Annotated in this window: 17 protein-coding genes; all 17 read right to left on the minus strand. The window is 39.2% G+C overall.

The features are described 5' to 3' along the window. Positions 1–10: 10 nt before the first annotated feature. Positions 11–1,060: an aspartate-semialdehyde dehydrogenase gene (gene asd, locus CR194_RS07820; protein WP_233254340.1), complete on the minus strand. Its 1,050-nt coding sequence runs from the start codon at positions 1,058–1,060 to the stop codon at positions 11–13. 141 nt (positions 1,061–1,201) lie between these two features. After that, positions 1,202–1,795 carry a dipicolinate synthase subunit B gene (locus CR194_RS07825; protein WP_110609123.1) on the minus strand — a complete coding sequence of 198 codons (594 nt, stop codon included), beginning with the start codon at positions 1,793–1,795 and terminating at the stop codon, positions 1,202–1,204. After that, positions 1,792–2,685, minus strand: coding sequence for a dipicolinic acid synthetase subunit A (gene dpaA, locus CR194_RS07830; protein ID WP_332888664.1), 894 nt, complete (start codon positions 2,683–2,685; stop codon positions 1,792–1,794). Before dpaA ends, CR194_RS07825 begins: the two co-directional genes overlap by 4 nt. 183 nt (positions 2,686–2,868) lie before the next feature. Further along, positions 2,869–3,105, minus strand: a complete 237-nt coding sequence (locus tag CR194_RS07835; protein ID WP_110609125.1) for a YlmC/YmxH family sporulation protein — start codon at positions 3,103–3,105, stop codon at positions 2,869–2,871. A gap of 62 nt (positions 3,106–3,167) precedes the next feature. Then, positions 3,168–4,406 carry a M16 family metallopeptidase gene (locus CR194_RS07840; RefSeq protein ID WP_110609126.1) on the minus strand — a complete coding sequence of 413 codons (1,239 nt, stop codon included), beginning with the start codon at positions 4,404–4,406 and terminating at the stop codon, positions 3,168–3,170. A gap of 89 nt (positions 4,407–4,495) precedes the next feature. Next, positions 4,496–5,449 carry a polysaccharide deacetylase family protein gene (locus CR194_RS07845; protein ID WP_110609127.1) on the minus strand — a complete coding sequence of 318 codons (954 nt, stop codon included), beginning with the start codon at positions 5,447–5,449 and terminating at the stop codon, positions 4,496–4,498. A gap of 204 nt (positions 5,450–5,653) precedes the next feature. After that, positions 5,654–7,747: a polyribonucleotide nucleotidyltransferase gene (pnp, locus tag CR194_RS07850; protein WP_110609128.1), complete on the minus strand. Its 2,094-nt coding sequence runs from the start codon at positions 7,745–7,747 to the stop codon at positions 5,654–5,656. Positions 7,748–8,183: 436 nt separating this feature from the next. Then, on the minus strand, positions 8,184–8,453 hold the full coding sequence (gene rpsO, locus CR194_RS07855) for a 30S ribosomal protein S15 (protein ID WP_110609129.1): 270 nt from the start codon (positions 8,451–8,453) through the stop codon (positions 8,184–8,186). A 178-nt stretch (positions 8,454–8,631) separates the two neighbouring features. After that, entirely contained in the window at positions 8,632–9,567 is a 936-nt protein-coding gene (locus tag CR194_RS07860; protein ID WP_199228170.1) for a bifunctional riboflavin kinase/FAD synthetase, read from the minus strand. Positions 9,568–9,604: 37 nt separating this feature from the next. After that, a complete protein-coding gene (truB, locus tag CR194_RS07865; RefSeq protein WP_110609131.1) occupies positions 9,605–10,540 on the minus strand; it encodes a tRNA pseudouridine(55) synthase TruB in 936 nt (311 codons plus the stop codon). Positions 10,541–10,605: 65 nt separating this feature from the next. Next, a complete protein-coding gene (rbfA, locus tag CR194_RS07870) occupies positions 10,606–10,956 on the minus strand; it encodes a 30S ribosome-binding factor RbfA (protein WP_110609132.1) in 351 nt (116 codons plus the stop codon). A gap of 47 nt (positions 10,957–11,003) precedes the next feature. Then, positions 11,004–11,285, minus strand: a complete 282-nt coding sequence (locus tag CR194_RS07875) for a DUF503 domain-containing protein (RefSeq protein WP_110609133.1) — start codon at positions 11,283–11,285, stop codon at positions 11,004–11,006. After that, positions 11,282–13,417: a translation initiation factor IF-2 gene (gene infB, locus CR194_RS07880; RefSeq protein ID WP_110609134.1), complete on the minus strand. Its 2,136-nt coding sequence runs from the start codon at positions 13,415–13,417 to the stop codon at positions 11,282–11,284. Before infB ends, CR194_RS07875 begins: the two co-directional genes overlap by 4 nt. Positions 13,418–13,469: 52 nt before the next feature. Further along, entirely contained in the window at positions 13,470–13,781 is a 312-nt protein-coding gene (locus tag CR194_RS07885; protein ID WP_110609135.1) for a YlxQ family RNA-binding protein, read from the minus strand. After that, on the minus strand, positions 13,778–14,056 hold the full coding sequence (rnpM, locus tag CR194_RS07890; RefSeq protein WP_110609136.1) for an RNase P modulator RnpM: 279 nt from the start codon (positions 14,054–14,056) through the stop codon (positions 13,778–13,780). The genes CR194_RS07885 and rnpM overlap by 4 nt, the downstream gene beginning before the upstream one ends. Before the next feature lie 11 nt (positions 14,057–14,067). Next, entirely contained in the window at positions 14,068–15,207 is a 1,140-nt protein-coding gene (gene nusA, locus CR194_RS07895; RefSeq protein ID WP_110609137.1) for a transcription termination factor NusA, read from the minus strand. 24 nt (positions 15,208–15,231) lie between these two features. Continuing rightward, entirely contained in the window at positions 15,232–15,702 is a 471-nt protein-coding gene (gene rimP / locus CR194_RS07900; RefSeq protein WP_110609138.1) for a ribosome maturation factor RimP, read from the minus strand. Positions 15,703–15,753: the final 51 nt, after the last annotated feature.

The raw sequence follows: 15,753 nt of genomic DNA on the forward strand, positions 1-15,753 counted from the left end.
TGTTCTGCGGTTATTTTAACAATCCTAATTTTATTAATGAAAAGCCAATCTGCACCGAATTAAGAGCAGCGCCTTTTAATAAATTATCAGCGACGACCCACATGTGAAATCCTTTTTCTTGGTCAAGATCTTGACGAATTCTACCAACAAATATATCATCTTTCCCTTTTGATTCTGATGCTAATGGGTATACTTGGTTTGCCGGGTCATCCTGCAACGTTACTCCAGGTGCATCGTTTAATAGCTGACGAACTCCTGTAACATCTAAACCATCTTTCTCCACTTCAATATAAACGGACTCTGAATGTCCTGTTTCTACAGGTAGTCTCACACATGTAGCTGCTACTTGCAGGGAGTCATCGCTCATGATTTTTTTCGTTTCATTGATCATTTTCATTTCTTCAAAGGTATAGCCATTCTCTTGGAATACATCAATTTGCGGAACAGCATTAAAAGCAATTTGATAATGCTTCTTATCACCAGATACAGGTAATATTTTAGGCTCAATCTCTTCTCCATCTAAAATTTGACGAGATTGGTCATACATTTCATCAATGGCGTTGACGCCCGCTCCAGATACTGCTTGATATGTAGACACTACAATTCGTTTCAATCCATATGCTTTACGAATCGGTTCTAATGCAGCGACCATTTGGATCGTCGAACAGTTTGGATTACTTATAATTCCTTGATGCTTTTCTAAATCTTTCTCGTTTACTTCAGGAACGATTAGCGGGACACCTTCAGTCATTCTAAAGGCACTAGTATTATCAACCACAATCGCGCCCCTCTTAACTGCTTCTGGTGCTAATGCTTTGGAAACGGACCCTCCTGCACTAAATAGAGCCAGCTGAATCCCTTCGAATGAATCTGGCGTTGCCTCTTGTACAGTTAGTTCATCACCTTTAAAAGTGATTTTTTTCCCTGCCGACCTTTTTGAAGAGAGTAACTTTAAAGACGCAATAGGGAATTCCATTCTCTCCAATGTATCAAGCATTTGTTCTCCTACTGCACCTGTTGCTCCTACTATTGCTACGTGAAAACCTTGTTGTGTCATGATTAGTTCTCCTTTCAAATATTAAATCAATTTTGTTATCATATACGACAATTATATACAACATAGTCGTCGTCGTTAAGTGAAACCTTAACGACGACTCAAACTATATGTTATTCATTTTAGCAACAGTTCACGATAATTGCATTAATCTTTGTATCTTTCTATGAGAACAGGTTGAACTTGCTCCCCTTTTAATGCATGTTCTATAGTTGCTGTAATCCTTGTCATGTCAGCGACGAGGGAGTTTGGTTTCTTAAAAGGATGGTCCTGACCTAGAGGCACAAAATAAATATTTTTGGTGGACATTAATTTCATGATATTCACGCCATTTAACCCTAGAGCATCATTTGTAGACACGGCAATCACGACTGGCCGACCTGTTCGCATCGTCGCTTTAGCTCCCATTAAAACAGGTGAATCTGTGAGAGCATTAGCTAATTTACTCGTTGAATTTCCTGTTAATGGCGCGATAATCATGCAATCCAAAGGTGTTTTCGGACCAAATGGCTCTGCTTTCACGATCGTATTTACGATAGGCTCTGGTGTAATTTCTCTGATTTTAGTTAGCCATGAATCACTCGTACCAAACTTTGAATCTGTTGATTCCATTGTGTAGGATACAAATGGGGTCACCTTCGCCCCCATTTCTACAAGTTTTTCCATTTCGGGCAAAACTTCATGGTAAGTACAGTGAGATCCTGTTAGCCCAAACCCGATATGTTTTCCTTTCAATGTCATTTACCTTTGCCTCCTTCTTCCTTCTCCCATTGAGTTTTCAAAAGTGTTGATAATAAATTTGCTAATTGAACTCCAGCTGTCTTTGGTGCCACGAGTCCAGGAAGTCCAGGGGCTAAAAGAGCTTTCACTGCACGTTTTTTAGCGAATTCGAAATTTGTCCCACCTGGATAAGCCGCAATATCTATAATGAAGGCGTGACTAGGCATTTTAGATATGACTTCTGATGTAATGACAAGTGCTGGAATTGTATTGACGATCATATCTGCATCTTTAACCACATGAACTAATTCCTCAAGGGGGTATGGATCTAAGTTCATTTCATAAGCTCTAGCTCTAAGAGCGCCCTCTTTGGCTACGACTTTCACGTTGGCTCCTAGCGAATGAAACAATCTTGCAATTGTTGTACCGACCCTCCCAAACCCTGTAACCACGACGTTTGAGCGATGAATCGTCACGTTCGTGTTTTGGATCGCAAGCATTAGGGTTCCTTCAGCTGTAGGAATAGAGTTGTATATGGCCAAATCGTCTCTATTCATAAGTTCAATTAGTTCCCTATCCGTTTTCTTCACTAGCAAGCTTAATGTATCAGTTGAAATTCCAGTGTAAATTTTGGTTTTTTCAGGTGTATTTCCAAGCCATTTTTCAGTTAAATATAACTTTTCTCCTGAGAAAACACTATCGATCTCGTGATCATGTTTCATTCCATTTACTGGTAGAATAATGGCGTCAAGCTGACCAATCTGAATCGTAGCAAAGGAAGTCTTCTCCACACCTAAAAAACCGTCATCTAATTGATCGTATCCAATCAAATAAACCGTGGCATCTAATTTCGTTAATCGGCGAATCACTTCTATATAGCGTAAATCTCCACCAATGATTGCTATTTTCATGCCTGTTAACACTTACTTCCCACTCCCCTCTCCTTAATTATGAAAGGGAATACAAGAGCCTTGCGACGTGCTCATCACATCTTATGTGGGTAATAATGATTGGTGAATAGAAGTCATGTTTTGTTTCTTCACTCACAAAAAAAGTGCCCCTAATGTTAGGGGCACCCTCATACTTACTATCAATCAATGTGGAACTTCAATAATGATCATATCTGCACCGATTTTTTTGATTTGATTCCAATAGACAGTGACTTCTTTTTCTCGTTTTCCTAAACCAAACCACTTTAAAGTAGGAATGACAAAGGCTTCAATCTGTCCACTCTTCTCATCTATCATCAAATCTGTCTGACCCAAGACACCTAATCTTTCACCTTTGTGATAATCGATGATTTCCTTTTGACTAATTTCACTTAATCTCATGTGTACATCCCCCTCCGCTTTATTACAAACTTATGCGCGGAGAGTCTAATGTTATTCACCGTTTATTGTAAAGATTTCGGTAATTGTCCGTCTGGACTAATTAATGTTAACGAAAAGTCGTTGGCAAAAATCTCTTCACCGACTTGTTTTACTTCTTCCATTGTCACTTCATCAATCGCTTTTGTAATTTCATCTAACGAACGATGTTTTCCAAGCAACAGTTCATTTTTTCCGTTACGGCTCATGCGGCTGTTTGTACTTTCAAGTGCTAACATGAGTCCGCCTTTTAACTGTTCTTTCCCATTCCTTAATTCTTTATCTGAGAGACCCATCTTACGAACATCTGTCAACGTATCCATGATAACATCATATACTTCGTCCAACTGATTTAGTGCAGATCCTGAATAAATAGTTAACATACCAGAATCTTTGAAAGCCGAGTGGTATGAAAATACTGAGTACGCTAAGCCGCGATTTTCTCTGATCTCTTGAAACAATCGGCTACTCATTGATCCACCTAAAGCATTATTCATAAGAATTAACGGATAAATACGATCATCTTCAATTGGATAACCATCAAATCCTAAACATAAATGGGCTTGTTCCGTATCTTTTTTACGGGCCATTTTTTCAGGAAGAAAGGATGGCTTCTCCAATTGAGTTGTATTCTTTTTCCTTTCAAGTGAAGCAAATAACTCTTGCACGTATTCCACAAAACTCTCATCAACATTCCCGCAAATGGAAATAACGACATTTTCAGCATGGTAATATTGATCCATAAACGAAAACAAATCATCTGGTGAAAATGAAGATAAGGTTTGTTCCGTTCCTAGAATAGGGTATGCCAACGGATGATCACCGTAGCTGGCTTTGCTTAATAAGTCGTGTACTAAATCGTCCGGCGTATCTTCATACATCTTAATTTCTTCTAACACAACGCCCTTTTCTTTTTCTAGTTCTTTTTTTTCAAAGATTGAATTAAAGTACATATCTGCAAGGACATCTACAGCATACTTAGCATGAGTATCTAACACTTTTGCATAATAGCATGTATATTCTTTAGACGTTAAAGCATTCACATGGCCGCCTATGGAATCAAATGATTCGGCAATTTCATGTGCAGATCTTTTTTTTGTTCCTTTAAAGAACATGTGCTCAATAAAATGAGATAATCCATTCTCATTCTTTTTCTCAAATCGAGATCCTGTACCTATCCAGATGCCTACAGATACAGAGCGAACAGTGTGATTTGGTTCGAATACGATACGCAAACCATTGTTGTTGACAAAGCGTTTAATCACGTAAAATCCTCCTACGATGTTTCATATATTATATAGCAATGTTCGTCGCCACTTTTCTCAAGAACCTCTTACAGCGTTTGTTCTTCAAACTATCGTTGTTCATTCAATACTTCAGACAGAGTTCCTGCCCTTAGTTCCTTTTGATTGATTCCTTCTATCATCTTTTCTAACCCGTTTACAGCAGAAGCAGTAGGATGCATTAAGATCAGAGACCCAGGTTCGACATTTGAAACCACACGATCTGCCATCTGAAAAGGGTCTGGTTTTTTCCAATCAACGGTGTCTACCGTCCATAATACAGTATACATATCTAAATCTCTAGCGATCTTCACTACTTCCCCGTGAAAACTGCCACTTGGAGGAGCAAACCATTGAGGTGTCACATTTAGTGCAGCTTCAATTACTTCATTGGTACGTGTCATTTCATCATGAATTCGTTCTCTTGAAAGCTTTTGAAGATCTGGATGTGAGTAGGCATGATTTCCTATTTCATGACCTTCTTCTTTTATCATCATAGCAAGATTAGGGTTATTTTTCACCCATGATCCATCTAGGAAAAAAGTGGCCTGAATTTGATGTTTATGAAAGATCTTCAGCAACTGAGGTAAGTACTCATTTCCCCATGAGACATTGACCATGAAGCCAACCATAGGTTTTTCGCTGTTTCCTCTGTAGATCGGCTCTGGAGGTAAATCTTTCAACGTTATTTCTGGAGGAATTTCTTGAAAGACAAGTTGACTTTCTTGAAACCTATCTTGTTCCTTCATCTTTTCAAAGGATTTCTGTACATCGATTCTTCGACCACTATACCCTGGCACCGCCTTCCAAACAGGATCTACTTTAGCATCTATTGGTGCCTCATCTAATTGTTGTTTATATTTGAGAATTTCCATATATAAAGGGTTCTCTTCTTTCATGACTTGTTCAGCCTGGCCCCTTGTCTCTATGACATAGTTACTCGTAAATGGATTTTGACCAGCGGCAATCGTCATTGTCATTAACAGAAAAAAAGTACCAGCTTGCACAAAGGCTCGTTTCAGCATTATCATACCTCCTCATTAAAAGGATTATGCTGAAACTGGACAAGGTAGAACTTTAGAGACTATTATCCACCGCAACGTTATGTAGAACCAACACTCTCTTTTTATGTAAGACTAAAATGTGCTTATACGGACAGAATTCTTCTGAAATGAATAGAATCAAAAAAGAGCTGCATGAGAATTCATACAGCCCTTATTTATAAATTCTTATTTCGTTTCATCTTGCAATAAAACTTTGCGAGATAAGTTTACGCGACCTTGGTTGTCGACTTCAGTAACTTTTACCATGATCTCATCACCGATAGCAACAACGTCTTCAACTTTTCCAACACGCTCCTTGGCTAGTTGAGAGATGTGGACAAGACCATCTTTACCTTTGAAAAGTTCAACAAACGCACCGAATTTTTCAATTCGCTTCACTTTTCCTAAGTATGTCTCGCCAACTTCAACTTCTCTTACAATATCTTCAATTGTTTTTTTAGCTTTGTTATTCATTTCTTGGTCTAGGGAAGAAATATAGACCTTACCATCTTGCTCTATATCGATCTTAACTCCTGTTTCTTCAATGATTTGATTGATAATTTTTCCGCTTGGTCCAATAACATCGCGAATCTTATCAGGGTGAATCCTCATCGTTAAGATCTTCGGAGCATAAGCATTTAATTCAGTGCGAGGCTCTGCAATAGCCGAAAGCATATTTTCTAAAATAGCTAAGCGTCCTTCTTTAGCTTGTGATAGAGCTTCAACTAAAACTTCTTTATTGATGCCATCAATTTTTATATCCATTTGAATTGCAGTTATACCTTTAGAGGTACCTGCGACCTTGAAGTCCATATCTCCAAGAGCATCTTCCATCCCTTGAATATCGGTAAGAACAGTCATGTCTTCTCCGTGCTTCACAAGCCCCATAGCAATACCTGCCACAGGAGAAGTTAGCGGAACACCTGCTGCCATCATAGCTAACGTACTTGCACAAATACTTGCTTGAGAAGTTGAACCATTCGATTCAAGAACTTCAGATACAAGACGAATCGTGTACGGGAATACTTCTTCAGAAGGAATGACTTTCTCTAATGCCCGTTCTCCTAGAGCACCATGTCCAATCTCACGTCGACCTGGACCACGGATTGGTCCCGTTTCACCAACACTAAATAATGGGAAGTTATAGTGGTGCATAAATCGTTTAGATTCTTCAATTCCTAATCCGTCCAGTACTTGAACATCACCTAAAGCGCCTAAAGTACATACACTTAGTGCTTGAGTTTGCCCTCGAGTAAACAAGCCAGATCCATGAGTACGTTGCAAGATATCAATCTCTGAAGCTAATGAGCGGATTTCATCCTTTTTACGACCATCAGGACGAATATTGTCTTTCGTAATTAACTTACGAACACAGTCTTTAAGTAATTTATTGAGAACTTCTTTAGCGTCTTTCGTACGATCGTTTTCCTCATCAGCATAATCTTCTATAACTTCGTCAAATACTGCTTTGATTGCTTCTTCACGAGCACCTTTTTCTACAACAGTCGCTGCATTAATTAGTTTTCCTTCTGCTTTTTCACGGATTTCTGCTTCTAATTCAGCGTCTAAGGTTAGAAGTTGAACTTCCATTTTTGTCTTACCGACTTTAGCGATAATCTCTTCTTGGAAAGCAACCAATTTCTTAATCTCATCATGGCCGTACATAATGGCATCTAAAATCGTTTCTTCTGGCACTTCATTTGCACCAGCTTCAACCATGTTAATCGCATCTTTCGTACCAGCGACGATCAAGTCAATTTCACTTTTTTCCATTTGGTCTGTGCTTGGATTAATGATAAATTGACCATCAATAAGTCCAACCGTTACCCCTGCAATCGGTCCGTCGAAAGGAATATCTGAAATAGACAAAGCCAAAGATGATCCAAGCATCGCAGTCATTTCAGGTGAACAGTTTTGATCATTACTCATGACCATGCTGATTACTTGTACATCATTACGGAATCCGTCTGGAAATAGCGGACGAACAGGTCGGTCAATTAAACGGCTAGTTAACACCGCGTGATCACTTGGACGACCTTCTCGTTTGATAAAGCCACCCGGAATTTTACCTGCGGCATATAATCGCTCTTCGTAGTTAACAGTTAATGGGAAGAAAGGTAGGTCTTTCGGCTCTTTAGAACCTGTTGCTGTGGAAAGTACTGACGTATCTCCGTACCGTACCATTGCAGCCCCGTTTGCTTGCTTTGCAAATTGGCCTACTTCCACAGTCAATATTCGTCCAGCCCACTCCATAGAAAAAATTTGTTTTTCTTGATTCATATTATTTATTGCTCCTCTCAAAATTGAAATCCTTGTTTAATATAATTATTCGCTTTTTTGTATGTATTAAACCTGATGTATGATCAGAAAAGCGTAAAAATGGTGTGATTTGTAGTTAAAATTATCTATTAAAACTCTTTATTAGAAAGGTATTTACATTTATACCCTAGCTTTTATATCATATCAGAAAATATCAGGTTTCGAAATAGTCTATTTCATAGAGGATGCTTGTTCTATTTAAATCACTGTTGAACTTATATGAGCATTTCCAATTCCGGCTCAAGTGCTACCACGAGGCTGACACGAGAACACGATTTTTACCACAGGATTTTCGGGAAAATACGCTATCAACATTATATATATCACAAATCCTAATTCTACAGCCTACTTAAAAATAAACATAAAGAAAAAGCGGGAGAATCTCCCGCTTTCGTAATTATCGACGAAGACCAAGCTTGTCGACAAGTTGACGGTAACGAGTAACATCTTTATTACGTAAATACGTAAGTAGGTTACGGCGTTGACCGACCATTTTCAAAAGGCCACGACGTGAATGGTGATCCTTTTTGTGTGTGCGCAAATGTTCGTTTAACGTAGTAATTTGCTCCGTAAGGATAGCTACCTGAACTTCAGGAGAACCAGTATCATTCTCATGAGTTTTGAATTGACCAATAATTTCGTTCTTTCTTTCTTGAGTTAATGCCATCCTGTTCCACCTCCTTCTATTTCAATCCCCAATTGCTGAGCATACGTTGGTGACTCGTATTGCCAAGCATTGGTTCCTAACATAGTACATCATACTAGTTTTCATCATAAATTTCAAGTTTTTTTGCAAGAAATTCGTCCTTCACCGAGGGAAAGAGTCTTTTCACTCGTTTGAATAACTAATAAAACTGTTGAGCCTTTTCAATATCAGCGCTAATTTGTTTTTTCAGCCCTTCGATTGAGTCAAATTTCTCTTCTCCTCTAATCCTTCCTAGAAATACAACTTGAACATGCTCATCGTATAAATTTTCATTGAAATTCAATACATGCACTTCAATTGTTGGTTTGAGAGGGGATTTGTCATGAAATGTAGGCTTATACCCAACGTTACAAACACTAGGGAGATTAGCACGGCCCTGAGAGATTAACATGCACGCATAGACCCCTTTAGCTGGAACCACAGTTCTCTCTACTGGATCAATGTTAGCTGTTGGGAAGCCAATCGTTCGACCTCGCTTTTCCCCGTGAACCACTTTTCCAGATATATTGAATGGTCTGCCTAAATAGTCGTTCACTTTACTCATATTCCCTTCGTTCAAAGCTTGGCGAATCTCTGTTGAACTGATCTTTTCATCACCATGTGATACTTGGTCAACGACCGAATGCGAAAATTGACTTCTGGAATGGAACGGCAGTGTCTCCATTGTCCCTTTGCCCAAACGGCCATATGAGTAATCAAACCCCGCAACAACATGCTTCACATTTAAGTCTATTAAATATTGATCAACAAATTGCTGAGGAGATAGATCAGCAAAAAAACGATCGAAAGTAACAATAAATAAATAATCGATCCCCATCTCTTCCATCAGTTCTATTTTCTCAGGAAGAGGAGACAAATATTGAATCGTATGTTGTTCTTCTTTTCTTAAGACCTCTTTCGGATGAGGAAAAAAAGTCATCACTGCTGATTTGATATTTCGTTTCTTAGCTTCGCTTTTGGCCACGTCAATTACTTTTTGATGTCCTCGGTGTACGCCATCAAAAAAACCGAGAGCTACAACCGTATCTGGAAGAGTCAAAGGAGCATGTGGGTGTTTTAAACGTATGATTTCCAATGGTGCCACCTCATTTATTTCTATACTCATTCAGTTATTAACTACGAATCGTTCTTATCATTTTTTCTGGTTTCATTTTCCCTGCCCGTTTCTCGTCCCTTTTATAAAGGGCAAGGCATTCCCCTTGTTGATTATACAAAGCCCACACGGATTCGTCTACATTTGACACTTCCTCTGGAATGGAGAGGATGGCTCCTTGAAGAATTCGCTCCTCCATGTTCTCATCAACTTTCAAAACCGGAAACATGGATAAAGCTGTTTCGATTGAAATGAGACATTCCTCTTCCTCTTCACGTTCAACTGCTTCATCTAGTTTCTCAAGGGTCAGGCAATCTTTTCTTTGAAATGATCCTGAAGACTCTCTAATTAAATGAGACATGTGAGCCGGAAATCCAAGCTTTTCACCGATCGTTACAGATAGTGTTCGTATATAAGTACCCTTACTACAAACGGCTCTAAAGGAAAAAGAAACGGTGCCGTCTTCATTTCTGCGAGGGTCTGATAGTAACTCTAACTGATAGATGGTGATCATGCGGCTAGGTCGTTCTACTTCGATCCCTTCTCTAGCATATTCGTATAATTTTTTTCCTTTTACTTTCACAGCTGAATACATAGGTGGTGTTTGCTCCAAAGGACCTATGAGACTGGTCAAAACAGAAGAAGCCTCTTCTGTTGAGATGAGACGATCTACAGATAACTGGTTCACCATGTCCCCAGAAGAATCTTCTGTAGTCGTTGAGAAGCCTAAAGTTACTTCACCAATATACGTTTTATCGTTGGCAGTTAAATACTCGACGATTTTCGTTGCTCTCCCTATGCAAACAGGAAGAACCCCTTCAACATCTGGGTCCAGTGTTCCGGTGTGTCCCGCTTTTTTTGTACCAAATCTTTTCCCTACTTCTTTCACTGCCGTGAAAGATGTCATCCCTGCTGGTTTCCATAATGGAAACACGCCCATTAATTCTCGATTCATATGATCATTCCGCCTCCAAATATGCATAGAGAAAAGAGGATAGAGTTGACTCTACCCTCTTTCTATTATTTATCTTCTTGATTAAGCTTTCGAAGTAACTCATCGATCCGGTTACCTCGTTCAATACTTTCATCAAACGTAAATGATAATTCAGGTGTTTTTCGAAGCTGGATTCTCTTGCCAATTTCAGATCGGATAAATCCATTGGCAGTCTCTAACGCTTCTAACGTTTTCTTACGTTCATCATCTTCACCATAAACAGTAATAAACGCTGTTGCCTGCTGCAAGTCTCCTGTTACATCGACAGCTGTGACTGTAACAAAGCCGATGCGAGGGTCTTTTAATTCACGTTGAATGATATCTGTTAATTCTTTCTTGATTTGTTCTCCGACTCGATTGGCTCGAACTTTACTCATTTCACGACACTCCTACTAAAATAGACTTGATAAACTTGAATAAGATATTAAAGCCACTCCCAAGTGATCTTTGTTAATTCAAGATCATCATATGTTTCCAAAAGAGAGATCGCCCGTTGCAATTCTTTTTCTACTTGTTTTCTTTCGGATCCTATTGAAACAATAGCCCATTCTGTTCTTTGCCAAACATCTTGATAGCCAATTTCAGCAATTGAGACATTTAAACGCTGTCTCATTCGTATGGACACGCTCTTGGTTACAGAGCGCTTATCCTTTAACGAATGTGAATTATAAATCATCGCCTCGACGACAATGGTAGCTAAAATCAACGCTTAATTTCTTCCATAATATAAGCTTCGATGATATCTCCTTCTTTTACATCATTGTAATTTTCAAGAGTTACACCGCACTCATAGTTCTTGGCAACTTCTTTCACATCATCTTTAAAGCGTTTCAAATCACGAATACCGCCTTCAAATACGACGATACCGTCACGAATCAATCTTACAGAAGAATCACGAGTGATTTTCCCTTCCGTTACATATGATCCGGCAATTGTACCAATTTTAGACACTTTAAAGACTTGACGAACTTCAACTTGACCAATGACTTTTTCTTCATATACTGGGTCAAGCATTCCTTTCATCGCTGCTTCCACTTCTTCAATAGCATCGTAAATGACACGGTGCAGACGAACTTCTACTTTTTCAACATCCGCTGTTCTTTTAGCATTCACATCTGGGCGAACATTAAACCCGATGACAATTGCATTTGACGCAGAAGCGAGAATAATATCAGATTCGGCAATGGCACCTACACCAGTGTGAATAATATTTACTTTCACACCTTCAACTTCGATCTTTTCAAGAGAACCTTTCATTGCTTCAGCTGACCCTTGAACGTCTGCTTTAACAATGACGTTAATCTCTTTAAGTTCACCTTGTTGAATTTGGTCAAACAAGTCATCAAGACTTACTCTAGATGTTTGTTTTAGATTTGCTTCACGTTGTTTCATAGCGCGAACTTCACCGATTTGGCGAGCTTTTTTCTCGTCTTTAAACACGCGGAATTGGTCACCAGCTTGAGGCACTGCATTTAGTCCTGTGATCTCAACTGGCATAGAAGGATCTGCCGATTTAACTTTTCGTCCAATATCATTTACCATGGCTCGAACTTTACCAAAGGCGTTCCCTACGACAATCGGATCACCAACATGAAGGGTACCCGCTTGAACTAGAAGGGTAGCTACAGGACCTCTCCCACGATCTAATTCAGCTTCAACAACTGTTCCCATTGCAGCTTTGTTAGGGTTTGCTTTTAATTCTCCTACTTCTGAAACAAGAAGGATCATTTCAAGTAAATCATCAATTCCTGTACCGTTTAGAGCTGATACGTTTACAAAGATCGTATCTCCGCCCCAAGCTTCAGCAACTAATTCATGCTCTGTAAGTTCTTGCATCACACGGTCAGGGTTAGCCCCTTCTTTATCAACCTTATTAACGGCAACGATGATTGGTACACCTGCCGCTTTAGCGTGGTTAATTGCTTCTACCGTTTGAGGCATAACACCGTCATCTGCCGCTACAACAAGAATCGTAATATCTGTTACTTGCGCCCCGCGTGCACGCATCGTAGTAAAAGCAGCGTGCCCAGGTGTGTCTAAGAAGGTGATTTTCTTGCCGTTTTCTTCTACTTGGTAAGCGCCAATATGCTGGGTAATTCCACCTGCTTCACCGGCAGTTACTTTCGTGTGACGAATGCTGTCTAGTAACGTTGTTTTACCGTGGTCAACGTGCCCCATGATCGTAACAACTGGAGAGCGTTCTTGAAGAAGTTCTGGATCATCATCTTCAATAATGGATTCGAAATCCGTTTCATCGATAATAATTTCTTCTTCAACTTCTACCCCAAACTCTTCCGCAAGAATAGCAATAGTATCTTTGTCAATTTCTTGGTTAATTGTAGCCATAACTCCAAGGAACAAAAGCTTCTTAATAATTTCAGATGGTTCTTTATTTAGTTTATGAGCAAATTCTCCAACAGTTATTGGAGTGCTGTATATGATTTTTGAAGGCATCTCTTTTTTCACGTCGTTTTTCTTACCACCTTGTGTATGTTGCTTTTGATTTTGTTGCGGATTTCTTTTCTTGTTCTTATCTTTTTTATTGGGTCTATTCTTTGGATCATCTTCTTTAGACGTTCGTTTCCGAGGTTTTTCTTTAGATGGTTGATCATCAGAGTTTTTCTCGGGACGACGCTTATTATTGGCTTGATTTGGTGCTGTTTTTTCGTTCTTTTCTGCCGAACCTGAAGCCGGTTTCTCAAGCTTTTGAACCGTTTCATCCGTAATGACACTCATATGGTTCGTCACTTCAATTCCAAGTTTTTTCAAGCGGTCAATCACTTCTTTACTCGTTGTGTTATGTTCTTTTGCATATTCATATATACGCATTTTACTCATATACATACCTCCTGTATTCATCACAAACCCTCTTGAACTACGAGGTCATCTGCTATGAATCTTGCTCAATAACTGAGCGAAATTTATTTGCAAAGCCTTTATCTATGATTGAAATGGTCACCCGCTCCGCTTTTCCAATCGCTTGTCCTAGAACGAAGCGATCTTTGAAAATAATATAAGGAGTATCGTAATAGTGACATTTATCAGTAACTTTTTTAATCGTATTTTGTGAAGCATCTCCTGCGATAATGACAAAATGAGCTTTTTTTGTTTGGATGGACTTAACGACAAGTTCTTCACCCGTAATTAATTGCCTAGCTCTTTGCATAAGTCCTAATAAAGACATCCATGCTTCATGACTCATGTTAGCGATCCTTTTTCATGATAATGGAGCAATTCGTCATATATAGAATCAGGCACCTTTGTTTTCAAGTGTCTAGATAGACTGCCCTTTTTTTGTGCATCTTTAATGACAGAAGCATCGTTTGAGATGTATGCTCCCCTGCCTGACTTCTTCGAGGACGGGTCGATAAACACATCGCCTTCAGGAGATCGCACAATTCGAATGAGTTCTTTCTTCGGTCTCATTTCTTGAGTGATGACACATTTTCTTAGGGGTATTTTTTTTGTACCTGCCATCTTTCCCCCTCCTAATTCTCTTCGTAATCTACCGCATCTTCATAATCAGTGTCAATCGCTTCATCATCTTCCCATGAGTCTTCTTCCAATGGAGCATTAGGATCGTAAATTCCTAATTCTTCTGCATCTGTCTGACTCTTAATATCAATTTTCCAACCTGTAAGTTTTGCTGCTAGTCTTGCATTCTGACCACGCTTACCAATGGCAAGAGAAAGTTGATAATCAGGAACGACTACTTGAGTCATTTTTTCTTCTTCATTCACTTTGACTTGGACAACTTTAGAAGGGCTAAGAGCATTGGCCACGTATACCTTTGGATCTTCGGACCAGCGGACGATGTCGATTTTTTCGCCTTTTAACTCGTTAACAATCGTTTGAACACGCTGTCCTCTTGGTCCTACACATGAACCTACAGGATCTACTTCGCTATCCTCAGCGTGAACAGAAATCTTAGACCGTTCTCCAGCTTCTCGAGAAACAGACTTGATCTCTACAGTTCCATCATATATCTCTGGTACTTCAAGCTCAAATAATCTCTTTAACAATCCTGGATGTGATCTTGAAATCATAATTTGTGGACCTTTAGTTGTTTTTTCAACTTTTGTAATAAACGCTTTAATTCGATCATTATGACGATAGCTCTCATTTGGCATTTGTTCGCCAATGGGCATTAGTGCCTCGACTCTTCCAAGATCAACATAGATAAACCGGTGATCTTGACGCTGAACGATCCCCGTCATGATATCTTCTTCCCGATCGATAAAATCAGAATAAATAATTCCCCGTTCTGCTTCTCTGACACGTTGAGTAACCACTTGCTTAGCCGTTTGAGCTGCTATTCTTCCGAAGTCTCTCGGTGTAACTTCTATCTCCACAACATCATCAACTTCATAAAGCGGGTTGATTGACTTCGATTCTTCTAGAGATATTTCTAAACGGGCGTCAAATACTTCTTCCACCACTTCTTTTCTAGCGAAAACACGAATCATCCCTGATTCACGATCAATGTCCACTCGAACATTTTGCGCTGAATTGAAGTTTCTTTTATACCCTGTAATAAGGGCTTGTTCAATTGCCTCTAAAATAATTTCTTTATCAATACCTTTTTCTTTCTCAATGGTTGCTAACGCATCCATAAATTCACTGTTCATGGAAGTTAGTACCCCCTTTCATATTTAAAAAGCTATCGCTAATCTTGCTTTGGCCACTTTGTCAAAAGGAATCGTTTCAGTGACGATTCTAGTCTTGACTTTGATTTCAATCGTGAGATCCGTTCCGTCGAAGTTGGAAAGCTTCCCTTCGAATGCTTTCTCACCATTGATAGGAGCATACGTGGTAACATGAACGTGTTTCCCCACAGCTGCTTCGAAATCTTTTTCTTTCTTCAAGGGGCGCTCAGCTCCCGGAGAAGAAACTTCTAAATAATAAGCTTGCTCGATCGGATCGTGGTTATCAAGTGCTTCACTTAAACGCTCACTTACTGTTGTACAATCGTCTAAATCCACGCCTTGATTCTTATCTATATACACACGAAGAAACCAATTTTTACCTTCTTTTTGGAATTCTACATCAACTAACTCTAGTGATAGTTCGTCTAAGATAGGAACGACAAGCTGTTCTACTCTTGATTGAACGTTGTCTGACATAACTGAACCTCCTTTAATAACAGATCTTTCGCTTGAATTCTTAATCATTAT

The sequence above is a fragment of the Salipaludibacillus keqinensis genome, from assembly GCF_003226325.1.
GTDB lineage: Bacteria > Bacillota > Bacilli > Bacillales > Salisediminibacteriaceae > Salipaludibacillus > Salipaludibacillus keqinensis.

What these genes read in the sequence shown, in the direction of transcription:
- CR194_RS07825 (WP_110609123.1), bottom strand. Translation starts at nt 1,795, where the DNA reads ATGACATTGAAAGGAAAACATATCGGGTTTGGGCTAACAGGATCTCAC.
- dpaA (WP_332888664.1), bottom strand. Translation starts at nt 2,685, where the DNA reads ATGAAAATAGCAATCATTGGTGGAGATTTACGCTATATAGAAGTGATT.
- CR194_RS07835 (WP_110609125.1), bottom strand. Translation starts at nt 3,105, where the DNA reads ATGAGATTAAGTGAAATTAGTCAAAAGGAAATCATCGATTATCACAAA.
- CR194_RS07845 (WP_110609127.1), bottom strand. Translation starts at nt 5,449, where the DNA reads ATGCTGAAACGAGCCTTTGTGCAAGCTGGTACTTTTTTTCTGTTAATG.
- pnp (WP_110609128.1), bottom strand. Translation starts at nt 7,747, where the DNA reads ATGAATCAAGAAAAACAAATTTTTTCTATGGAGTGGGCTGGACGAATA.
- rpsO (WP_110609129.1), bottom strand. Translation starts at nt 8,453, where the DNA reads ATGGCATTAACTCAAGAAAGAAAGAACGAAATTATTGGTCAATTCAAA.
- truB (WP_110609131.1), bottom strand. Translation starts at nt 10,540, where the DNA reads ATGAATCGAGAATTAATGGGCGTGTTTCCATTATGGAAACCAGCAGGG.
- rbfA (WP_110609132.1), bottom strand. Translation starts at nt 10,956, where the DNA reads ATGAGTAAAGTTCGAGCCAATCGAGTCGGAGAACAAATCAAGAAAGAA.
- infB (WP_110609134.1), bottom strand. Translation starts at nt 13,417, where the DNA reads ATGAGTAAAATGCGTATATATGAATATGCAAAAGAACATAACACAACG.
- CR194_RS07885 (WP_110609135.1), bottom strand. Translation starts at nt 13,781, where the DNA reads ATGAGTCATGAAGCATGGATGTCTTTATTAGGACTTATGCAAAGAGCT.
- rnpM (WP_110609136.1), bottom strand. Translation starts at nt 14,056, where the DNA reads ATGGCAGGTACAAAAAAAATACCCCTAAGAAAATGTGTCATCACTCAA.
- nusA (WP_110609137.1), bottom strand. Translation starts at nt 15,207, where the DNA reads ATGAACAGTGAATTTATGGATGCGTTAGCAACCATTGAGAAAGAAAAA.
- rimP (WP_110609138.1), bottom strand. Translation starts at nt 15,702, where the DNA reads ATGTCAGACAACGTTCAATCAAGAGTAGAACAGCTTGTCGTTCCTATC.